The sequence below is a fragment of the Brakhagea baltica genome, from assembly GCF_052161605.1.
Classification (GTDB): domain Bacteria; phylum Planctomycetota; class Planctomycetia; order Pirellulales; family Pirellulaceae; genus JBKCUI01.
This window is the reverse complement of the sequence record NZ_CP197409.1, coordinates 4,178,432-4,198,369: the sequence shown is the minus strand read 5'-3', so window position 1 is coordinate 4,198,369 and position 19,938 is coordinate 4,178,432. Positions and strand designations below refer to the sequence as shown.

Genomic DNA, 19,938 nt, shown 5'->3' with positions numbered 1-19,938 from the left:
TTTTTGGTATCCGTTCCCTAAGTAGTGATTGGGTCTGTCACTTTCCCTGATGAGAAGTGGAATAACCCGTCGACGCATGCCACGTCAAGAGAGTATTCACTGCAACGAAAAAAGCTGGCTAAAGCCATCCACCATTGCGACCGGAAAATTCGGCAGATCTGGCAAATTCGATTCAACTTCTCATCAGCAATACACCGATCCGAAACCATGTGTGTATATGCTCAGCCCACAAACGCCCCTGAAAGAACGTCGCGAGAGAGAAATGTTGAAGACTGGATTCCCATCGATTCTTGTTCTGTCAGGAATCCTGTGCTTGCTCAGCCCTTCCGTTTTCGCGGAAGATCTATCGATTCGTTGGTTCGACGATTTTAACGCCGGGGTACAGTACGCGAATTCTCAGCAGTTTCCAATCATGCTTCACTTTTATGGTGAAAGCTGCCCGCCTTGCAAAATGCTTGAAAAGCGAGCTTACAAGAACGCCGAGCTCGTTGGCAAAATCAACAAGCAAATGGTCGCGATCAAAATCAATGGAGACCGCCAGAAAGAGCTTCGCGACCGATACCAAGTCCGAAGCTGGCCGACAGATGTCTATCTTACTCCCACTGGCAAAGAGCTCTATCGGACCACGAGTCCGCAAGATCCCGCCGTTTATGCCCAACTGGTGGATAGAGTGTCTCTGCAATGTGCCGATTGGAACGTCGAGCAGATGGCAGCCAGACAATCCCAAAACCAACGGCTTGCGAACAGAACCGCTGCTCAAGCTATCCAAGCGGGACAGTCTCCCATATCTCCCTCGTTGACGGGACCGGCGCCCCACCCGGTCATTACCCAGAGTCGGATCGCTGGCCTTCCCCCGACAACCAACCAATCGCCATCCGAGCTTAAGCAAAGACGAATCGACAATCCTTACGTCGCTTCGGGACCTGTTGTGGTGCCACCTGCGCAATCGCATGCAATGAGCCAACAGCACAACAGCGTCGCAGAACAGCCCGTTCGACGAGTTGATTCGCATTCATCTCCATCGAACCCCGTTACAGAACGTACGCCGAGCATGGAGACCTCCCCTTCAGGATCATCCGTGCCGGTGGCAAGTCGCCCTGTTGCCGCACAGCCCATCGCTGCCAATCTCCGAACCCCTGCCTCCGACTTTAACCTGGATCCACGCGTGGCCCCTCCAGCATCGCAAAAAATATCTCCCGCTCAACACGGCCTGGATGGATTCTGTCCTGTCACTTTGGTCATGGCAATCAGAAATAAATCTGCGGATTGCTGGGTCGAGGGCAGACCTGAGTTCGCTGTGCGTCATCGTGGTCGCGTCTACTTTTGTTCGTCCGAGCAAGCTCGCAAGATGTTCCTCGACGAGCCAGACTCGTTCGCGCCCGCCTTGAGCAACTATGACCTGATTCATTTTGTTAAGACCGGACATCTGATCGACGGTCGAAGTGAATTCGGATCCTTTCAGCCAACCACGGGCAAAGTATTCTTGTTCGCGAATCAACAAAACTGCGATGAGTTTCAACAGATGGAAGCCTACTACTCCGAGATTTTGCAACGGAGCGAATCGCCAGAACGCGTGGCAGAGAAACCAGGTCCGTCACAAGTTCGATAGTCTCACTTACTTTCACCACTGAGTCGCCCGACCAGTCAAATAAGCTGACCGATTCCCATGTTCGATCTTGATCCTATGCTGTGCCAAACCACAATCTCTGCCGCGAGCCTGTCGACGCGATCGCGATCAAGAAGGTTGCTTGTCGCGGTCATCGGCATGTCGCTTGCCTTGGGGGCGGCGACTGAGGCTCAAGCACAGGACGATGTTGTCTACTGGGCAAGACCCGAATTCATCATACCCTTTCAGGTTGATCCGAACGGAGTACCACCTCGCGAGGTGATCCTCGAAGCGTCCGAGGACCTTGGCAGAACATGGTACATTGTGTCCCGAGGGGATGTGAGAACTCGGCAGTTTCGATTCAGCTCACCTAAGAATGGTGACTTTCTCTTCCGCCTTAAGATGGTGGATGATTCGGGACGCACCTTTAGCAATCCTGGTGAGCCTCTCCATATTTGCGTTGACACGGACAAGCCGACTGCCAAACTGTCGATTGAGATGGATCCGTACGGCGATCTGAATGCGAGGATATCCATTTCCGATCAAAATCTGGATCAAGCCTCCATTACCCTCGACTTTCAAACCGAAGACTCCGATGATTGGGAGTCAATTCCGTTCGATCTTCAGAAACAGGGTAACAGTAGCGATTGGACAGGCTACGGCACTTGGAGCATCCCCCAAACCACTCGTCAAATCAACGTGCGACTCAAAGGCCGTGACAAGGCGGGCAACGCCTTTGAGGTGATTCGCACCCCGAATATCCCCAAGACCGCCGCCGGACGAAATGGCTTTCAACTAGCCAGCAAACCTAATCGATACAACGAGAGCGAACGCGAGACCTCGAGCGCAGCTATCGGATCGGGAGCTGCCAGGCCAGACGAAGCTTTGCCGAAGGTTCAGGTCCTAGGTCAATCGAGCAACGCACCGGTGCAACCTCTTGTTGACCCACTGGGAGCTCAGCAGCAACTGATCGACAACCAGCAAAAACTAATCGAGCAACTGCTTAATCAGCAGCGTCAAGCATCCACCGCCAAGTCGATGGAACCAACCTTCCCGCTCGAACGGCCTGACTCGATGGATTCGAGAGGAGTCTCTGCTTCGGGACTCTTGTTAGGACCTAGTAAAAGCCCCCCTGTAAGACCTCTGTCCGACGAAGAGTTGCGAGCTATAAACGAAAGAATGGGTATCGATCCTATTGCTCCGCGCGTTGCGGAAATCGGGAACCGTTCGCGAGGTGATCAACCAACCCCCTGGCTCGGCCCAAACACGTTAGGATCGTCATCGTTGGACCAAACAAACCTGCCGGCCGCTGGCCTACCAGTTTCAATGTCGCCGATTCCTCCCATGATAAGTGAACCGGTAGCGACGTCGACCGAGCCACTGTTTTCAGGCTCCCGTGCTTTTAGCCTAGAGTACGGCATCGAAAACGACCTTGGGGTTCCGGTTCGAACCGTGGAGCTCTGGGGAACTGTCGATGGTGGCAAAACCTGGGATTATTGGGGCGACGATCCTGATCGCGCCTCACCGTTTGATATTGAGGTGGAGAGCGACGGCCTGTTCGGCTTTCGCATGGTCATCGTCGGCAACAACGGACTAGCACAGAACCGTCCGCGAAACGGTGACGATGCCGATGCATGGGTCAAGGTCGACACACAGCCGCCCCGCCTAAGACTTCAGAGTGCACTCTACGGACGAGGTCCAGAGGCAGGCTCGATGATCATCGAATACCTGGCAAACGATCCCAACTTCGGCGAACGCCCCATTTCGCTCTACTATTCGTCGACCGTGGATGGCCCCTGGCAAGAAATTGCGACAGGCCTCAAGAATAGCGGACGATACATTTGGCCAGCCGACCCGAGCTTGCCACCTGAGATCTACATCAAGATCAAAGCGTTCGATGCTGCTGGCAATGTTGCCGAGCATGTCATGGACATCCCAGTAAAGGTCCAAGGCATCGCACCACGAGGCCGCATTCATGGCATCGGCGGTGGCCCAAGGACATCGGCTCCTGGATTCTAAAGCAACCGACTGTCGAAAGATGTGTGGCGAAAAATGAATACTGTATCTTTCGACACACATTTTTCGACAGCCCCCAAAACCAGCGGGGTTCGCTCGCGAGCCAGCTACCTCTCAGCTTGAGGTACGTGCAATTCTGGATTGCGCACGCGCGACCAGCGTGGGGAGCGAAGCATAGATGGCTTCGTAGACCGGTTCTGCTCCCTTTTTGGGGCGAACGACGATATCCAAAGGTGGGAATTCGATGCGTTGCTTGCGGAACGCTTCGCGAATGAGACGCTTCCATTTGTTGCGAGTCGGTGCGTTGCCAACCCGCTTGGAAACACTCAGCCCAAGACGTGGGAACTCGAGACGTGGAGGATCGGGACGGTCAATCCGTCTCGGAATTGCGTGCAGCACCAAGACGTTGTCCGCCACAACAACTCCTTCCCGAAAGACTCGATCGAAATCGAGCCTAGACTTGATGCGGAACTTAGAGGGAAACGATTGATCGCTCATCAATCGATCCACTAGTCGTTCTTGGCGCTCGCGATAAGCTTCAAGAATTCTGCATTGCTTGGAAAGCGAGACAACTGCTTGGTAAGCTGCTCCATCGCTTCAACCGGATGCATCGAGTTAAGCGTTCGGCGGATCATGGTCACAGCATGATAGGTGTCTGCGTCGTGCAGCAACTCTTCACGTCGCGTACCAGACTGCGAAATATCGATCGCAGGCCAAACTCGGCGATCCGAAAGTTTGCGATCGAGCACCAGTTCCATGTTGCCCGTCCCCTTAAACTCTTGGAAAATCAGTTCATCCATACGCGAGCCTGTGTCCACTAGAGCCGTTCCGACGATGGTCAGCGAGCCGCCGTGTTCGAACGCACGTGCTGTTGCGAACAGCTTCTTTGGGATATCCATGGCTTTGATGTTAACACCACCGCTCATAGTAGGCCCGTTATTGCCCACATACTTGTTAAACGCACGCGCCAATCGAGTGATCGAGTCCATGAGCAGGAACACGTCTTTACCCATTTCGGCCAGACGTCGGCAGCGATCTACCACTAGCTGACTAAGACGGACGTGAGATTCGACGTCTTCGTCCAAGCTACTCGCGATAACTTCGCCACGTTCCAGATTCCGACGCATGTCGGTAACTTCTTCAGGTCGCTCGTCGATGAGCAATACGATCAGTTCAACCTCAGGATAGTTGCGAGCGATCCCCTTGGATATGTGCTGCAACATAATGGTCTTGCCCGACCGAGGAGGAGCAACTATCAAAGCTCGCTGACCACGTCCGAGCGGAGCTAGCAAATCGATAACGCGATTGGTGATGGGTTGTGCACCGATCTCCAGCTTGAGCCATCGTTCGGGGTTGATGGGGGTCAATGTGTCGAACGGTTTAATGTTTACATACTCTTCGGGTTTCATCCCCTCGATATCGAGGATCTCTCGAACCCTAGGCCCTTGGGAACGCCGGGTTTGCTGCATGATGGCCCGGATTTTAAGCCCTTGTCTCAAACGAAACTTTTCGATCATCGTGCCCGGCACAAATGGATCGGTGCGTTCTCGCGAGTAGTTGTTTTCCGAGGAGCGGAGGAAACCGTACCCGTTCGGATGCATTTCGAGCATGCCGAAAAACTCTTGGCCGGGTTCTTCTGGCGCTTTTGTGGCTTGGCCGGTGGATTGTCCTTCGGCTCCCTCTTCACCTTCAGGAAGTGGTTCGCCGTCTTCGCCGACAGCCTCTGTGGAAACACCATCTTCACCTTGGAAGGCCTGCTGATAACCCGGGCCTCTTCGTCGTCGTGGCCTGCGTACGCGGGGGCGAGAACCGCCAGAAGCTCCTAAACCATCATCATGAAGTCGGGAACGAAATCGCTTTTTCTTGGGCATACTCCAAATCCGAAAAAGAAGGGAACTGGGATTATAAATCTACCAGCGTGGGAAGAACAAAAAAATCGAATCGAACGGGACGCTGCTTAGGCCAGCAATGTTCGGGCTGTCACTGCACTGGAGGGATTCCACCCTCGATCCTAGGTAGGTCCAAATCTACATTTCGCGAGCAGAACCCTTGGGCCGCCGAACAACGTTTTTGGCAAAGCCAAACATCCAGCGAGGGATCCAAACTCCGGGAGCTAGCCAACCAAAAGGAACAAGAAGCCTTTTTGGAGTAATCTTTTCCACGAAGAAACCGCGAGGTGCTATCGGGGACTGCGAAACATACTGATTTCAACCCGATAACCGCTGCCGAACTCACCTTACATAAACATGATGAGTGTCGACTACGTGCATTCAAGTCTTACACGTTGAGCAAACCGTGTCAAGTGATCCTGCGAAACTTGGAGGGATTGGGCAGCAATTTTCCCCAAAAATACGAGTTTGAAGCAGTCTCAACCCTTGCCACAAGCCTATTGTACGCATGCTGAGCTGTTGAATTTGTAGCTTGGCGAAGTAGTTTCGACGCTCCAGAACGTAGACGTAATGTCATTCGCCTGGGCTCTATAAACGGTTTAAAGGCTAAGGAAATCAATGAAGGCTGTTATCATCGGAGCTGCCGGCGGGATTGGCAGGGCACTGTGCGACAAGATTTCCAAGAGCGGTGGCGAGGCGTTTTTAATCGGACGAAATGCTGAAAGCTTGCAGGCCGTGGCGGATCAATACGGCTGGGGCTACGCCGCTTGCGATGCGAGCGACTGGCAGCAGCTCGACCAACATTTCTCGGCAGCTCAAGGCGTACTCGGAGAAATCGATTGTGCTGTGAATCTGGCTGGTTCAGTTCTGCTGAAACCGCTTCACTTAACCTCTCAGAAAGATTGGGAGGATACGATAAGGACCAATCTGACGACTGCCGCAGGGGTAGTGAGATCTGCGATTTCCCGATTTGGTCCAAACGGTGGTTCTGTCGTTCTCTTAAGCTCTGCTGCCGCTCAGATTGGCATGCAAAACCATGAAGCCATCGCGGCGTCCAAGTCGGGGATCGAAGGGCTCGTCCTCTCTGCGGCGGCGACCTATGCTGCCAAAAAGATTCGCATCAATGCCGTAGCCCCAGGATTGGTAAAGACTCCCTTAACCGAACGTATTTGGAAAAACGAACGCAGCTCGGAGGCCTCGCTATCTCTCCATCCTTTGCAACGCTTTGGGGAACCAGAGGACATAGCAGCCGCAATTTACTTCCTCGCCTCCAAGGAAAATTCCTGGATCACGGGCCAAGTTCTAGGAGTTGACGGCGGACTTGGATCGCTAAAGATATTACCTCCGATGCGTTAAACAAGAATTTCTCAGGGCACGCGCTGTGAGCGAAATGAGGATCGGTTAAACTGTGAGCGTGTAGCCGATTCACTTCTTCTCACTGTTGCCCGAGAATTCCACAATGTCGGACAAAATCGAATTCCTTTGCTCGTTTTGTAATACGCAGCTAGCGGTCTCCGTACAATACGCGGGACAGCAAGCCAAATGTCCTGGCTGTGGTGCTGTCGTAGATGTTCCCTCAGTGGATCTCGAGGAAACCGCACCCTACTTCCCTTCTTCAACATTGGGCCGGAATGAGTTAGGATCGGAACAAGATTTTTCACGGGGTGAACCGCAGCCTAGTGCAGCCGAACCGGCAACCGCGTACGAATATCCCGCGAGTCTCGAATCCACGCCAGCTCCTAAATCCTCTTTCGGAGCTTCGCTCCTGGGCCTCATGGCCGCGATCTTTGTAGGAGGGGTCTGCGCGATCGCTTGGCTGGCGATCATAATAATCTTTCAAGTCGAACTTGGAATTTTGGCATGGGGCATCGGTGCACTAATTGGTTTAGTTGCTGGTTCGATCGCAAAGAATGGGTCCGCTATTTACTGCTTCATGGTCGCGTGCATCGCTGGTTGTTCAATATTAGCTTCGAAGCTAATCATGGTTGCGTTTATCATGATCGCATCCTTGGGAATGAATGCGTTCGAGAACTTTCAAAACCTCGTCATTTCCAACAAGTACGAACACGCTTACGTTGATCAGCAATTAGCGGACAATCAGTATAATGCTGAGAAGACTCGGATAGCTGAGTCTTTTAATAAAGATTACTTCGAACAGTCGAACCGCCCAAATCTCGTCATCAACGGCCGAGAGATCGGAGGCTTTAATGCCAACCCGGAAACTTGGACTAGGGAGATGGCGGATTTTCGCAACGAAGTGCGTAACGCCGTCGGGGCTGCCACGGTGGAACAAAAGAAACTCTGGATTGACAACGCCCGTCAGCGTCATCCAGACTGGATATTTGACCCCGCCTATGCGACGGCCGCTAAGATCCTGCTTTTGAACGCACCAGATCAACTCGAAGGTGAACTCAGGAAGCATGCCGAATACGAAATAGCTGCTTCGGATTATTTGTTGAAATCGGTCAACACATCGGACAGCTATCTGACCAGCACGCCTGACGATGTGTTTAAGCTGAGGTCCGACACCTTGCGGGAGCTAGTGTTAGCAATCTGGAAGCAACGCGATTCGCAAGGGCTGGATGCGCTTCTTCGCGAGGCAGTCACGCTGGACCCAACGTTCATCCCGGACGAAACAAGCTTTGTCGTAATCGTCGACGAACTACTAGCCAACGGTGACCTTCCTGCTAACTTGCAGGAGCATGCTACGAATCGTATCGAGTTTGTCACGAAGAACGCAATGGCTTTCAAGTTGTTCGAAAATCTTGCAACAGAAGCGTTTGGCCGAGATGAGATCGAGCTTAGGAGTATCGCGAACCCAATTTGGCTCGCAAGCACTGGAGAGCAACAGGAGGAACGGGTAGCCCAGACTAAGATCCGTCACCCGGGATGGAATTCCGAACCCCTCGGTCCACAGTGGGTCCCACCGGATGAACTGAAGGAAGAGCTAGGAGACGGCTCATTTATTGGAAGTGTGCAAAAAGTCTTTGCGGTAACCGATTTGCTTTGGCTTGCACTTGGGTTCATCTCTGCGTTCGGAACAGCCAGATCGCGCGCCGCAAGCGTTTGAGCAGCAAGCGGCAGGTTCTTATCGCCCGCATTTCTCGGGTGGAAAACTTTGCACCGGACGAGGTGTCCATCGTCCACGGTGTTAGTCGCATTCCGGAAACTCACTAAGTTCATGGGGATCGACCTTCTTGGTTTTTCGATGCTTTCGAATCACTATCACCTGTTTTCCAATCGGCTGGCCTCCATGAATCTGCTGGAGATCCGATCCATACAAGCCGGGGCTGGCGAAAAATGTAGGTCGAAAGATTGGTATCCCACTTTTTGATCTGTAAATAAAAAACCGGCCACCATGATGGCAGCCGGCGTAGATAGCTTCGCTTCGGATTGTCTCGCCGCGATGCGAGGTGCGGATTACCAAGGGCCGCGAACGGGGTAGACACCGAACTGATCGGTGTGGCTCGGCCAGTATGGTGTTGCGTAGAACATGCCTCCACCTCCACCATTAGACGCACGTCCGCTGAACTGATGCCAAACAGGCGTCATGGTGTTTTGGGAAACACCCCATGAGTAGTTCGACTGCATCGTCACCGTGGGAGGGACGATGAGAGCGGTCGGTTGACCAGTTTTCAGATAGTAGTAATTTCCGTGCCACGGCTTCTGCATCGATTGCTCATAGGCCCAGTAGTCGCCCCAAGTCGATCTCGATAACCAAGCTGCTCGCGAACCCGCATCATTTGGGGTGCCGCTACCGACGGTACGAGCTCCAGCAATCCGCCCACCAAACATCTGAGCTTCGGCCGATTGTGTACAAAGGCTGATGAGCCCGAAACAAACCATCCCGGCAATAAATCGTTGAATCATGGACGAATGTCCCTTTTGGAAACCAGTGAAACTCCATCCCCATCGTTCCGTGATGAGTAGGAAAGTGAAAATCTTCCGACTGGTCTCCGACTCAGCCAACTCGTCTCGACCTATCCTCAGCGAGGAATCTCGAGCTTTTTGTAGATTCGCTTGCCTGCAGTTCGTACAGGTGGCGAGTAGTAATGCGCATGCGTTCGATTCAATCCCATTCCGTTGTCATAGTAGGAATGGTACCGATCGTGATGGGGGTAAAGGAATTGGTGTGGGTAGAGTGGTTGGTACGTGTTGTACGTATGACCAACCCACCCCGGAACTCCAATCGGCGACACGTAAAGCCCCGCCTCTGCTTCGTTCGCGTAGCCGCGGGTGAAGTAGTTGTCGAAAAGGGGCTGGGTCGTTCGGCCGTAAATGTTTCCGAAACTATCCCCACCTCTCGCCATCCCCATGGGGACGTAGCCTCCGCAACCGCCGTCTGGACATTGTGCGTTCACGCTGCCAGCATGCGCTACGGCTAATCCCGCCGCCATCACCAGTGTTGTCGAAACCTTCCGTAGCATCTTACCTCTCCTTGAGTTTTACCTAGTCTTCGATTGGATGACCCTATCGCCCGGTTTCATCGGCCCGTCACCTCCAAGAATGCCAGCGTTTCACCTCGAAGGGGGCGTTTTTGCAAAAACCCCATGCTGAACGTGCAGACAATTTGCCTTGTACCGAGAATTCTAGCGTAGACCTCCCGATCGTTATAATTTAACCTTCTCCCTCCCCAGGCCTCACTCTGCCCGGATCAGCTTGCCCCCCATCGAGATTAGAATTTGAGATAGTTTATGGCGAAAAGAACAGGAAACGACGAACCGGACTCTGGCGGAAGCTCGGGTGCAAAGAAGTCTCGTCGGGCCAAAACCACCTCCCCCTTCGAAGATCCATCCACGCAGAACATCGACCCCGTACAGCTCCGTACGGCAGCCCAGGAGCGATACCTCAACTATTCCCTCTCGGTCATCACCAGCCGAGCTCTCCCCGACGTACGAGACGGTCTGAAGCCGGTGCAGCGGCGCATACTCTATGCGATGGACCAGCTAAGCATCCGCTACGAATCCAAGCCTCGTAAGTGTGCGTTCGTCTGCGGTAACGTCACGGGTAATTACCACCCTCACGGCGAAACGTCTGTCTACGATGCCTTGGTCCGATTGGCTCAGCCTTGGGCCTTGCGAGAAACCTTGGTCGACGGGATCGGTAACTTTGGTTCGATCGACGGCGACAACGCGGCTGCCATGCGATACACCGAGTGTCGGATGTCCCCCATCGCGGCGGAACTGATCGCTGACTTAGGCCAACAGATCGTTCCCTATCGGCCTAACTATGACGGCACTCGCCAAGAACCTGTCGTTCTCCCGAGCCGCGTTCCTAACCTGTTAGTCAACGGGGCTACCGGTATCGCGGTCGGAATGGCTACCAATATTCCGACGCACAACCTAGAAGAAGTTTGCAAAGCTCTTCTAAAACTTCTTCGCGATCCCGATATCAAAGATTATCAACTCGTTGCCAACGATGCCGTCCAAGGTCCCGACTTTCCCACCGGCGGTATGCTGGTCAACACAAAAGAAGAGCTCCGCGAGATCTACCGCATCGGTCAAGGTACCTTGAAACTACGAGGCACGACCACCTCAGGCGAAACGCTCAAGTCGGGCAGCAAGATTCTGCACATCACATCGATCCCGTACGCGGTCAACAAAGCCACGTTAGTTGAGCGAATCGCCGAGATTGTTGTTAGCAGCAAGATGCCCCTCCTCGAAGATGTTCGCGACGTTTCCACCGATGAGATACGCATCGATTTGCAACTCCGCAAAGATGCCGACGAAGCCAAGGTGTTGGCGTATCTGTACAAGCACACTCCGTTGCAAACCAACTTCAACGTCAATATGACTTGTTTGGTTCCCACGGAGAATCCACTCGTGGGACGACCTGAACGCCTAGGACTGAAAGAAATCCTATGGCACTTTCTGCACTTCCGGCTCCAGGTCGTCACGGCACGATTGCAAAATGAGCTCAATAACCTCGAACGGCGAATGCATATTCTCGAGGGCTTTGTCTGCGTCTTTGATGCGCTCGACGAGATCATTCGTATCATTCGCAAGTCGGAGGGTAAGGCGGATGCTGCGGATAAAATTATGAAGCGATTCCCTGCCGAGAAAGGTGGGCTCGATGCCGAACAGACCGATGCAATTCTGGAGCTCAAACTCTATCGCTTGGCTCGCTTGGAAATCAATCTGATCCAGGAAGAGCTCAAAGATAAACGGGCCCGAGCCCGCCAAATTCAAAAACTGCTCAAAGAGAATACTGACGACACCAATTCCTCAGGACGTTGGGGCATCGTGCGCGGTGAGATCGAAGAGATCATCAAAACGTTTACCAAGTCCAAGGGGAGCGCTCGGCGAACACAAATCGTCACTATCGAGGAAGAGGCTGAGTTCTCAGAAGAGGATTTCATTGTCGAGGAAGATTGCCACGTAATGCTTTCGACCGATGGTTGGGTCAAACGCCAAAAACAAATTGCTGATCCGTCCAAGAGCCGCATGCGTGAGGGAGACAGCGTCCTGGGCTGCGTCGCGGGTTCGACTCGTTCGACGATCGGCTTCTTTTCGTCGTTGGGGGTTTGCTACACGGCTAGATTCATTGATATTCCCCCTTCGTCCGGGTACGGTGAACCGATTCAAAAGCTCTTCAAGCTGAAGGATGGCGAGCGCATTGTTTCGATCATGTCGTTCGACCCACGTGTCATCGGCAACATTGAGGAGAATCCCAAGAAACCGAATCTATGCCCCGAGGTTCATGGCTTTGCCGCCTCGAGCGATGGTTATGCGTTGCGATTCGGATTACGTTCCTTTGCCGATCCCTCGACACGCAGCGGACGCCGCTATGCTCGATGCGCTACTGGCGCAGAGATCGTCGGAGTTATTGCGATGCACGGGACAGAGAATATCCTAGCTGTCTCTGCAGATTGCCGCGCCATGATTTGCTCCGCCGAGGAAATCAACTATCTCTCGGGGGCAGGTAAAGGGGTCATGCTGATCAAATTGGCCAAGACGGACAAACTGCTCGGTTTCAAAGCCTCAACAGGTGATCGCGATTTACTGGTCGTCGAAACCAATCGCGGTGCTCAAAAGACGGTTTCGACTGCCAAGTACAATGTCACCGGTCGTGGAGGGCGTGGAATCGAGCTCCAAAAGAATGGCAAAATATCCCGGATTGTTACCGAGCCACCTGTTGCGCCGGAGTCCTTCCCGGAAAAGTGAGACTGACGGCTATCGTTAGGCTTACTGTACATTGCAATCGACTCCATCCATAATCCAACCAAGACAACCAAAAATGGCAACTCCTCCAAAAACCACTTATACCGCCGAAGACATTGTCGCACTCGAAGGGCTCGATCCGGTCCGAAAGCGACCGGGTATGTACATCGGTGGTGTTGGATCGTCGGGCTTGCACCACCTCGTGTGGGAGATTCTCGACAACTCCGTCGATGAAGCCATGAATGGTCATGCGACGGAAATCTTGGTGACCTTGCACAAAGATGGTAGGACGGTAACGGTCTCGGATAACGGTCGAGGAATTCCGGTCGATAAACACCCTAAGACGAAAAAAAGTGCATTGGAAATGGTTCTCACCATTCTGCACGCAGGAGGCAAATTCGAGGGAAAGAATTACAAGACATCGGGTGGTCTCCACGGTGTCGGTGCATCGGCGGTAAACGCACTCTCCAAGCATTTGATCGCTGTCGTCAAACGGGATGGCGCTGAGTACAAGATGGAGTTTTCTCAAGGTAAACCGATTACGGGGTTACTCAAAGGGAAAGGAACCGTTCGAGGTACCGGGACCACGATCACCTTCACCCCCGACCCAACCATCTTCCCGAAAACCGACTTCAATAGCGACACCATCAAGCAGCGATTGGAGATTACCAGCTTTTTACATCGCGGTGTTAAGGTGGTTTACCACGATGAACAAAGTGGCGATAAGACCACGTTTCATCATGAGAACGGAATCATCGATTACCTCGACAAGGTGATCGCAGAACGCTCAGCTAGCACGATCCACGAAGTCCCATTTACCTTGCACAAGGACGGTGATGAGCGAATTGAGATTGCGCTAAAGTGGACTGAGTCTACCGACGAACACGTCCGTAGCTACGTCAATGGAATTCCAACCCCCAGTGGTGGTACTCACGAAAACGGATTTCGATCCGGTCTCGGCAAGGCATTACGAAACTATATTGAGACGCACGACCTTACACCTCGAGGTGTCAAGATCGGTCCAGAAGATCTCAGAGAAGGTTTAGTCGCCGTCGTGTCCATCTTTGTTGGAGATCCGCAATTCCAGGGGCAGACCAAGGACCGATTGAACAATCCCGAAGCCCAAGCATCCGTCGACGGAGCAGTCCGAGCGAACCTCGAGCAATGGCTCAACAACAATCGCACCATTGCCGAATCGATTGTTGCCAGAATCATTGCTGCGTCGCGAGCTCGGGCGGCATCGCGAGCCGCTTCGGAATCGGTATCTCGCAAGAGCAGTACGTCTCGGGGAGCGATGCTTCCGGGCAAGCTTAGCGATTGTCTAGGATCGGGCAGGGCCAATTCCGAGATATTCATCGTCGAAGGTGACTCGGCAGGTGGTAGTGCAAAGCAAGGCCGCGATCGAAACTACCAAGCCATTTTGCCCTTGAGAGGCAAAGTGCTCAATACCGAGAGTGCGAGCTTGAAGAAGGTTATGGAGAACAAAGAGATCCAGGACATGGTAACGGCGTTAGGATGCGGCATCGGAAATCATTTTGATATCTCCAGGCTTCGCTACGAACGAGTCATCTTGTTGGCAGATGCGGACTCCGACGGGCATCACATTACCACGCTGCTACTTACGTTTTTCTATCGTCATATGCCTGGTTTGATCAGTGGTGGTCGAATCTTTATTGCATTGCCACCCTTGTATCGAATCGATATTGGCAAGGAGACGTTTTGGGCGGCAGACGATGCCGCCCGAGAACGAATTCTAGCCAAGGCTGATGCTCGCTCAAAGCCTGATATCCAGCGGTTTAAGGGGCTTGGAGAGATGATGCCCAAGACTCTGTGGGAGACCACTTTAAATCCGGTGACACGACGATTGCTGCGGGTCGACATTGACGATCAACTTGAAACCGATCGAGTCGTGGCGGATCTTATGGGTCGTGATGCATCGGCTCGATTCAATTTCATCATGGAGCGAGCGGAAGACGCGCAGGAAATCGATGTGTAGTCTGATGAGTCGTTAGATATCGGAGCAGTGTCATGGGACTATTTGACGGCACATCGCTGGAGCGGCCCGTTTTGTGTGATCGATGCCACGCTGATATCAAGGTGTGTCAGTGTCCGCCGCCAGATGTGCCGCCCAGCAAACAAAAGCTCAGATTGCAGGTTGAAAAACGCAAGAAGGGAAAGATGGTGACGTCGATCACCGGGTTTAGCAGTAGCGAGGAGCAGCAGAAAGAAGTTTTGGTTCAGTTAAAGAACGCTTGCGGCGCAGGTGGTTGTTTAAGTGAATCGGGTCTCGAGATTCAAGGAGATCATAAAGAGATAATCCAGGCGAAGCTCAAAGAACTTGGATTTCGCGTTTAAGTCTTTCACTTGCTGTTCAGGCATCTCGACTACGTAATCGATCCTGTAGTTGGGTAAACAAACTACTGCTCTAACTGCACCGGCCCCAAATGCTCCTGCAACGCCGCCAGTGCAAACCTCTCCAAGATCGCTTGAAGCTTATTCCTTGCTCGACATAGCGTGGCTCCTTAGGGCTCAGAGAAACGGCAGGGACAACATGGTATTGGGACTTTCGACCCGGAAACAGCACTGCGAGGGGCTAGTTTCTTTACAATTCCCAGCCGTTGGGTCAATTCCGAAAAACTAATACTAGGAACCTACTCAGGTTCGGATTCTTTCTCGAAGTGTGGGCAACAATTCAACGGTTGGGGTGGGTATTTGGGCCACCCCCGCGATATTGCTGGCGACTGGCAAAGCATGAACATCGAGCCCGTACCCGACACGATCGTTCTGTGGTGCTTGCAATGCAGGCATACCGATCGGGCGTAAAGTGGATGATTCGCAGCGGGGTCTAAAGATTGTGGTTTCTGTTCCCCCTCGTCGTCATCTGTGGTTGGGGTCATGTCGAGGCGGAATCTAACGCACGAAGGGCCCGTGGCAGAGGAAAGTACACGTCCTCCTTTTGAATGGCAATCTCCTCAACGGTGGCATCGAACCTTTCCTGAAGCCATGCCACAGTGCTCTGAACGACTTCTTCGGGAGCGCTGGCACCTGCGGTGATCAGGACTGTTTCGGCTCCTTCGAAAAACTGGGCGTCTAGCTCTGAAGGCCCGTCGATAAGAATCGCTCGCTTGCCACGCTCCTCGGCGAGCTCTCGCAATCGCTGTGAGTTACTGCTGTTTTGGCTCCCCAAGACGACTACGACATCGGCTTGCGTCCCAAGGATGCGAACCGCTTCCTGTCGATTTTGAGTGGCGTAACAAATATCTTCTTTGGCCGGTCCGATGATCCAAGAAAATCTCTCCTTCAAGCGGTTGATAATCTTGTTCGCATCATCGACGCTGAGAGTTGTTTGCGTGAGGTAGGCAAGTTTGGTGGTCGGCTCGAATTGCAATCGATCGACATCTTCGATGGTTTCGACCAGGATGATCGCCTCGGGAGCTTCTCCCATCGTACCGATAACCTCATCATGTCCCTCGTGGCCGATCAAGATGATCGTGTAATGCTCTTTGGCAAATTTGATCGCTTCCAAATGGACTTTGGTGACGAGCGGGCAGGTGGCATCGATCGCGTTGAGTCGACGCTCCTTGGCTAGGCGTCGGATCTCAGGTGACACACCATGCGCCGAGAAGAGCACAGTGGAATCCTCTGGGATTTCGGTCAGTTGTTCTACAAAAACAGCGCCTTTGGATTGAAAGGTTTTGACAACGTATTGGTTATGGACGATTTCGTGATAGACGTAGATCGGCGGACCAAAGTATCCGAGGGCCAGTTCCAGGCTCTTAACAGCCATATTTACACCAGCACAAAATCCCCGTGGGGCAGCCAATATGATCTTCATAATTCAGGACCAGCGAAAGTTGACGGAATTGCTATACTTGTATGATATACGGTCGTCATCCCCAGCCCAAGCTCCAATCACTCGCTAGATTAAAACGTTAGTGTCCTCAAAGCCAACTCCCAAATCCTGGAATCGACAAGGGGAAGCGTGTGTTATCACAGATCTCAAGGAGTTTGGGCCTGAGTTGAACCGTGCAGTGGGCTTGGACGAGGCTCGTCAATATTGTCGCGAACTCACTCGAAAACACTACGAAAACTTTTCCGTCGCCAGCCGATTGGTTCCCTCCGGTTTTCGCCAGCACTTGTCGAATATTTATTCGTTCTGTCGGTGGGCGGATGATTTGTCTGATGAAATCGACTCCCGCTCGGAATCTCTGGAACTGCTTCAGTGGTGGCGAGAATCACTTGGGCGGTGCTACGAGGGGGAATGCAAGCACCCGGTGTTTGTGGCGCTGAGCGACACCATTCGGCAGTTCCAAATACCGAGCGAGCCCTTTGAGAAATTGATTGATGCTTTCTGCCTGGACCAGCAAAAATCTCGTTACGAGAGTGATGCCGAAATCCTCGAGTACTGTAGCGGTAGCGCCGATCCCGTGGGGCGGATTCTGCTTTACATGGTTGGAGAGCACCATGACAAGACCGTCGGATACAGTGACTCGATTTGCTCGGGGCTTCAAATTGCCAACTTCTGCCAAGACGTTCGGCGCGATGTGCAGAGGGATCGCATCTATCTACCCAGGGAGTACTGGCGACGGCATAAGTTGGACGAAGCATCTATTTTAAGCGGCGATCACTTGCCGCAGCTCCAAAACGCATTGGCTGAGTGGGGAACGAAAGCTCGATGTATGCTGGTGAATGGGCTGCCTTTGGTTCGATTGGTACCAAGGTGGTTAGCGAGAGATTTGCAGTTGTTCGTTCGTGGCGGGCTTTGCATCCTGGACGAGCTAGCTCGCAACAACTACGATTCCTGGAACTGCTCTATAGAAGTCACCAAGTTCGCCAAGTTGCGACTAGTAGCCCAGGCATGGTGGTCACCACGCTCTCTGGTCCCATAAACGCAATCTGAAAGTGAAACCATGAATGCGTTAGACCAATCCTACAAACATTGCCGACGTGTGGCCAAAGAAAGTCACTCTAACTTTTATATTGCCTTTCACTTGTTGTCGGGCAAGCGCCGGATGGCGATGGATGCACTCTATGCGTTCGCTCGCATCGCAGATGATTCCTCCGACGGCGATGACAAAGTCGCAGGTGCGATCAACGCGATCAAATCGACTACGGGGAATCGGAATTGGTCGGCGCGTATTTGGCACGATTGGGTGGAGACCTTAACCAATCCTGGGCCTCACCCAATGATTTTAGAGCTGGAGCCGATCCGATTGGCACTTAACGATTCGGTGCAACAATTTGCAATTCCACTATCGGTATTGCACGATATGATCGATGGGATCGAGTTCGATTTGAATACGGATTCTCGCGTGGATAGCTTGGGGGACTTGCGACGCTACTGCCGTCAGGTTGCTTCCAGTGTTGGCCTAGGATGCTTGGCGATTTGGCGGCCAGATGTGTCGGTCGAGATTCCCAGCGAGGCTCTACCCTATGTTGAGGCATGCGGGACTGCTTTTCAGCTCACCAATATTCTGCGGGATGTCGTAGAGGATGCAGCGCGGGACAGGTGTTACATCCCGCATGAGGATCTGGTTCGATTCGGATTCACTCGAGAGACATGGACTCGTGATCTCCTGGATTCAGACCTCGTAAAGACAAGGCCTCACCATGACGTAATTCGCGTGAACGTTGAGCGCGCCCAAGGGCACTTCCTATACGGGGGAAAAATCGCATCCTATCTCAGCCTTGAAGGGCAACGCATGTTCTCCCTCATGTGGAAGACTTATCATTCCATTTTGCGAGAGATCGCCGCTCAGCCGGGTCGGGTGTTTCGCGAGCGAGTTGGACTGCCCAGAAGCAGAAAACTAGGGTTAGTGGCAACTCATTTCTTTACCCCGCTTTACAAAACGAATGATTCGGAAACGCACTTAACCGAGAACACTCGATGGGTTGTTGATGAGAAAGTTGCCCAGGCTCGGCGAGTAGCCGTTATCGGGGGCGGATTAGCTGGTTGCAATGCCGCGTTGCATTTGGCTCGACATGGTGTGAACGTCGATTTGTTTGAAGCCCGCAGTCGATTGGGTGGGCGTGTCGGTTCCTTTTACGATAAGAATGCTAATCAGTGGGTCGATTATTGTCAGCACGTTGGGATGAAGTGCTGTTCGGAATTGCGGCGTTGGATTGACGAAACCGATCAGTCCAGAGCATGGGATATTCATGATTCATTACATTTCGTCGGGCGAAGCGGCAAGAAGATCGTCATCCGATCGCTCCCGTTGCCTGCCCCTTTCCATTTAGGCGGTTTGCTGCTGCAATGGCCAGGTTTGGCACTGTCGGATCGTATGCGAGTCGCCAGTTGCCTAGTGTCATTGATGCGACTGAAACCAGATCCGCGTCACGACAGCCAACTTGCAATCGATTGGCTCAGGTCAAAGCGGCAGAGTGATCGTTGCTTGGAGCGTTTTTGGGAAACCATTCTGGTCAGTGCCCTCGGAGAGAAGATAACGAGAGTCACTTTAGGAGCGATGCGAAAGGTATTGATTGACGGATTTGCCAAAACGCGAGATGCCTTTCATTTGCTGGTACCCAATAAACCTCTCGCAGCACTGAGCGATGCGGCCATGCGTCAAACGTTCGCTCAGCATTCCGTTACGGTTCACGATATGGCAAGCGTGAATCATTTAGAGAGGACCGATTCCAGAGAATGGTCACTTGTGGCGAACGGTCAAAGGTATTCGGGTTACGATGCCGTGGTTATTGCCATTCCTTGGCATCAAGTCAGCAAATTGATGCCCGAGCAATGCACAGGCGAGCACTCTCCCCATCAGATCCAATCGTCCCCGATTTCCGGAGTTCACACTTGGTGGGATCGTGATTGGCTAAATGAACCGCATGCGATCTTTGTCGAGGGGCTTTGTCAATGGATTTTTCCTGGCAAAGAGGAAACGAATGGGGGGCAAGACAAAAACGCTTACTATCAAATCGTAATCAGTGCGTCGCATGAGTTGCGAAACGAGGATCCCGAAAAGACCTTACAACGAATTGTTGAAGAATTGCGAACCGCTTATCCGGAGAGCTCAAAGGCGACGTTCCTGCGTGGTAAAATTGTGACCGACCCACAAGCCGTGTTTTCCATCAGTCCAGAGGCGGATCAGTGCCGATGGCGTACGGCGCAGTTCGGTGCACAGAATCTGTTTGTGGCGGGAGATTGGACCAAGACCGATTGGCCAGCGACGATGGAAGGTGCCTTGCGTTCGGGGACGAAAGCAGCGGAGAGTGTATTAGCGGCATTGGGCCATCCGGTTGGCATAATGACTTAGGAAAT

The 19,938-nt window shown here is 52.7% G+C and carries 14 protein-coding genes; 9 read left to right on the top strand and 5 right to left on the bottom strand.

Going from position 1 to position 19,938, the window contains the following annotated elements:
* Positions 1–76: 76 nt before the first annotated feature.
* Both SH449x_RS16060 and SH449x_RS16055 read left to right on the top strand, forming a co-directional pair.
* Positions 77–1,609, top strand: a complete 1,533-nt coding sequence (locus SH449x_RS16060; protein ID WP_482377090.1) for a thioredoxin family protein — start codon at positions 77–79, stop codon at positions 1,607–1,609.
* 57 nt (positions 1,610–1,666) lie between these two features.
* Positions 1,667–3,625 (top strand): hypothetical protein, encoded by a 1,959-nt coding sequence (locus SH449x_RS16055; protein WP_482377089.1) that lies wholly within the window; start codon positions 1,667–1,669, stop codon positions 3,623–3,625.
* Positions 3,626–3,736: 111 nt separating this feature from the next.
* On the opposite strand, the gene rnpA is transcribed toward SH449x_RS16055, so the two are convergent.
* Both rnpA and rho read right to left on the bottom strand, forming a co-directional pair.
* A complete protein-coding gene (gene rnpA, locus SH449x_RS16050) occupies positions 3,737–4,120 on the bottom strand; it encodes a ribonuclease P protein component (RefSeq protein ID WP_482377088.1) in 384 nt (127 codons plus the stop codon).
* Between the two features lie 11 nt (positions 4,121–4,131).
* Positions 4,132–5,493, bottom strand: a complete 1,362-nt coding sequence (gene rho / locus SH449x_RS16045) for a transcription termination factor Rho (RefSeq protein ID WP_482377087.1) — start codon at positions 5,491–5,493, stop codon at positions 4,132–4,134.
* Between the two features lie 636 nt (positions 5,494–6,129).
* On the opposite strand from rho, the gene SH449x_RS16040 reads away from it, so the two are divergent.
* On the top strand, positions 6,130–6,867 hold the full coding sequence (locus SH449x_RS16040) for an SDR family NAD(P)-dependent oxidoreductase (RefSeq protein WP_482377086.1): 738 nt from the start codon (positions 6,130–6,132) through the stop codon (positions 6,865–6,867).
* Positions 6,868–6,970: 103 nt separating this feature from the next.
* Positions 6,971–8,581, top strand: coding sequence for a hypothetical protein (locus SH449x_RS16035; protein ID WP_482377085.1), 1,611 nt, complete (start codon positions 6,971–6,973; stop codon positions 8,579–8,581).
* 350 nt (positions 8,582–8,931) lie between these two features.
* On the opposite strand, the gene SH449x_RS16030 is transcribed toward SH449x_RS16035, so the two are convergent.
* Positions 8,932–9,381 (bottom strand): hypothetical protein, encoded by a 450-nt coding sequence (locus tag SH449x_RS16030; RefSeq protein ID WP_482377084.1) that lies wholly within the window; start codon positions 9,379–9,381, stop codon positions 8,932–8,934.
* Positions 9,382–9,497: 116 nt separating this feature from the next.
* A complete protein-coding gene (locus tag SH449x_RS16025) occupies positions 9,498–9,938 on the bottom strand; it encodes a hypothetical protein (protein ID WP_482377083.1) in 441 nt (146 codons plus the stop codon).
* 267 nt (positions 9,939–10,205) lie between these two features.
* On the opposite strand from SH449x_RS16025, the gene SH449x_RS16020 reads away from it, so the two are divergent.
* The 3 genes from SH449x_RS16020 to SH449x_RS16010 all read left to right on the top strand — a co-directional run bounded on the left by SH449x_RS16020 (position 10,206) and on the right by SH449x_RS16010 (position 15,026).
* Positions 10,206–12,674, top strand: coding sequence for a DNA gyrase/topoisomerase IV subunit A (locus SH449x_RS16020; RefSeq protein WP_482377082.1), 2,469 nt, complete (start codon positions 10,206–10,208; stop codon positions 12,672–12,674).
* Between the two features lie 73 nt (positions 12,675–12,747).
* Positions 12,748–14,667 (top strand): DNA gyrase/topoisomerase IV subunit B, encoded by a 1,920-nt coding sequence (locus SH449x_RS16015; protein ID WP_482377081.1) that lies wholly within the window; start codon positions 12,748–12,750, stop codon positions 14,665–14,667.
* A 32-nt stretch (positions 14,668–14,699) separates the two neighbouring features.
* A complete protein-coding gene (locus tag SH449x_RS16010; protein ID WP_482377080.1) occupies positions 14,700–15,026 on the top strand; it encodes an SUI1 family translation initiation factor in 327 nt (108 codons plus the stop codon).
* 538 nt (positions 15,027–15,564) lie between these two features.
* Here the strand turns inward: SH449x_RS16010 and ispH are convergent.
* A complete protein-coding gene (ispH, locus tag SH449x_RS16005) occupies positions 15,565–16,506 on the bottom strand; it encodes a 4-hydroxy-3-methylbut-2-enyl diphosphate reductase (protein WP_482377079.1) in 942 nt (313 codons plus the stop codon).
* A 100-nt stretch (positions 16,507–16,606) separates the two neighbouring features.
* Between ispH and hpnC the strand changes: the two genes are divergently transcribed.
* Positions 16,607–17,560, top strand: a complete 954-nt coding sequence (gene hpnC, locus SH449x_RS16000; RefSeq protein WP_482377078.1) for a squalene synthase HpnC — start codon at positions 16,607–16,609, stop codon at positions 17,558–17,560.
* Positions 17,561–17,581: 21 nt separating this feature from the next.
* Positions 17,582–19,933 (top strand): hydroxysqualene dehydroxylase HpnE, encoded by a 2,352-nt coding sequence (gene hpnE, locus SH449x_RS15995; RefSeq protein ID WP_482377077.1) that lies wholly within the window; start codon positions 17,582–17,584, stop codon positions 19,931–19,933.
* Positions 19,934–19,938: the final 5 nt, after the last annotated feature.

What these genes read in the sequence shown, in the direction of transcription:
- SH449x_RS16060 (WP_482377090.1), top strand. Translation starts at nt 77, where the DNA reads ATGCCACGTCAAGAGAGTATTCACTGCAACGAAAAAAGCTGGCTAAAG.
- SH449x_RS16055 (WP_482377089.1), top strand. Translation starts at nt 1,667, where the DNA reads ATGTTCGATCTTGATCCTATGCTGTGCCAAACCACAATCTCTGCCGCG.
- rnpA (WP_482377088.1), bottom strand. Translation starts at nt 4,120, where the DNA reads ATGAGCGATCAATCGTTTCCCTCTAAGTTCCGCATCAAGTCTAGGCTC.
- rho (WP_482377087.1), bottom strand. Translation starts at nt 5,493, where the DNA reads ATGCCCAAGAAAAAGCGATTTCGTTCCCGACTTCATGATGATGGTTTA.
- SH449x_RS16040 (WP_482377086.1), top strand. Translation starts at nt 6,130, where the DNA reads ATGAAGGCTGTTATCATCGGAGCTGCCGGCGGGATTGGCAGGGCACTG.
- SH449x_RS16035 (WP_482377085.1), top strand. Translation starts at nt 6,971, where the DNA reads ATGTCGGACAAAATCGAATTCCTTTGCTCGTTTTGTAATACGCAGCTA.
- SH449x_RS16030 (WP_482377084.1), bottom strand. Translation starts at nt 9,381, where the DNA reads ATGATTCAACGATTTATTGCCGGGATGGTTTGTTTCGGGCTCATCAGC.
- SH449x_RS16025 (WP_482377083.1), bottom strand. Translation starts at nt 9,938, where the DNA reads ATGCTACGGAAGGTTTCGACAACACTGGTGATGGCGGCGGGATTAGCC.
- SH449x_RS16020 (WP_482377082.1), top strand. Translation starts at nt 10,206, where the DNA reads ATGGCGAAAAGAACAGGAAACGACGAACCGGACTCTGGCGGAAGCTCG.
- SH449x_RS16015 (WP_482377081.1), top strand. Translation starts at nt 12,748, where the DNA reads ATGGCAACTCCTCCAAAAACCACTTATACCGCCGAAGACATTGTCGCA.
- SH449x_RS16010 (WP_482377080.1), top strand. Translation starts at nt 14,700, where the DNA reads ATGGGACTATTTGACGGCACATCGCTGGAGCGGCCCGTTTTGTGTGAT.
- ispH (WP_482377079.1), bottom strand. Translation starts at nt 16,506, where the DNA reads ATGAAGATCATATTGGCTGCCCCACGGGGATTTTGTGCTGGTGTAAAT.
- hpnE (WP_482377077.1), top strand. Translation starts at nt 17,582, where the DNA reads ATGAATGCGTTAGACCAATCCTACAAACATTGCCGACGTGTGGCCAAA.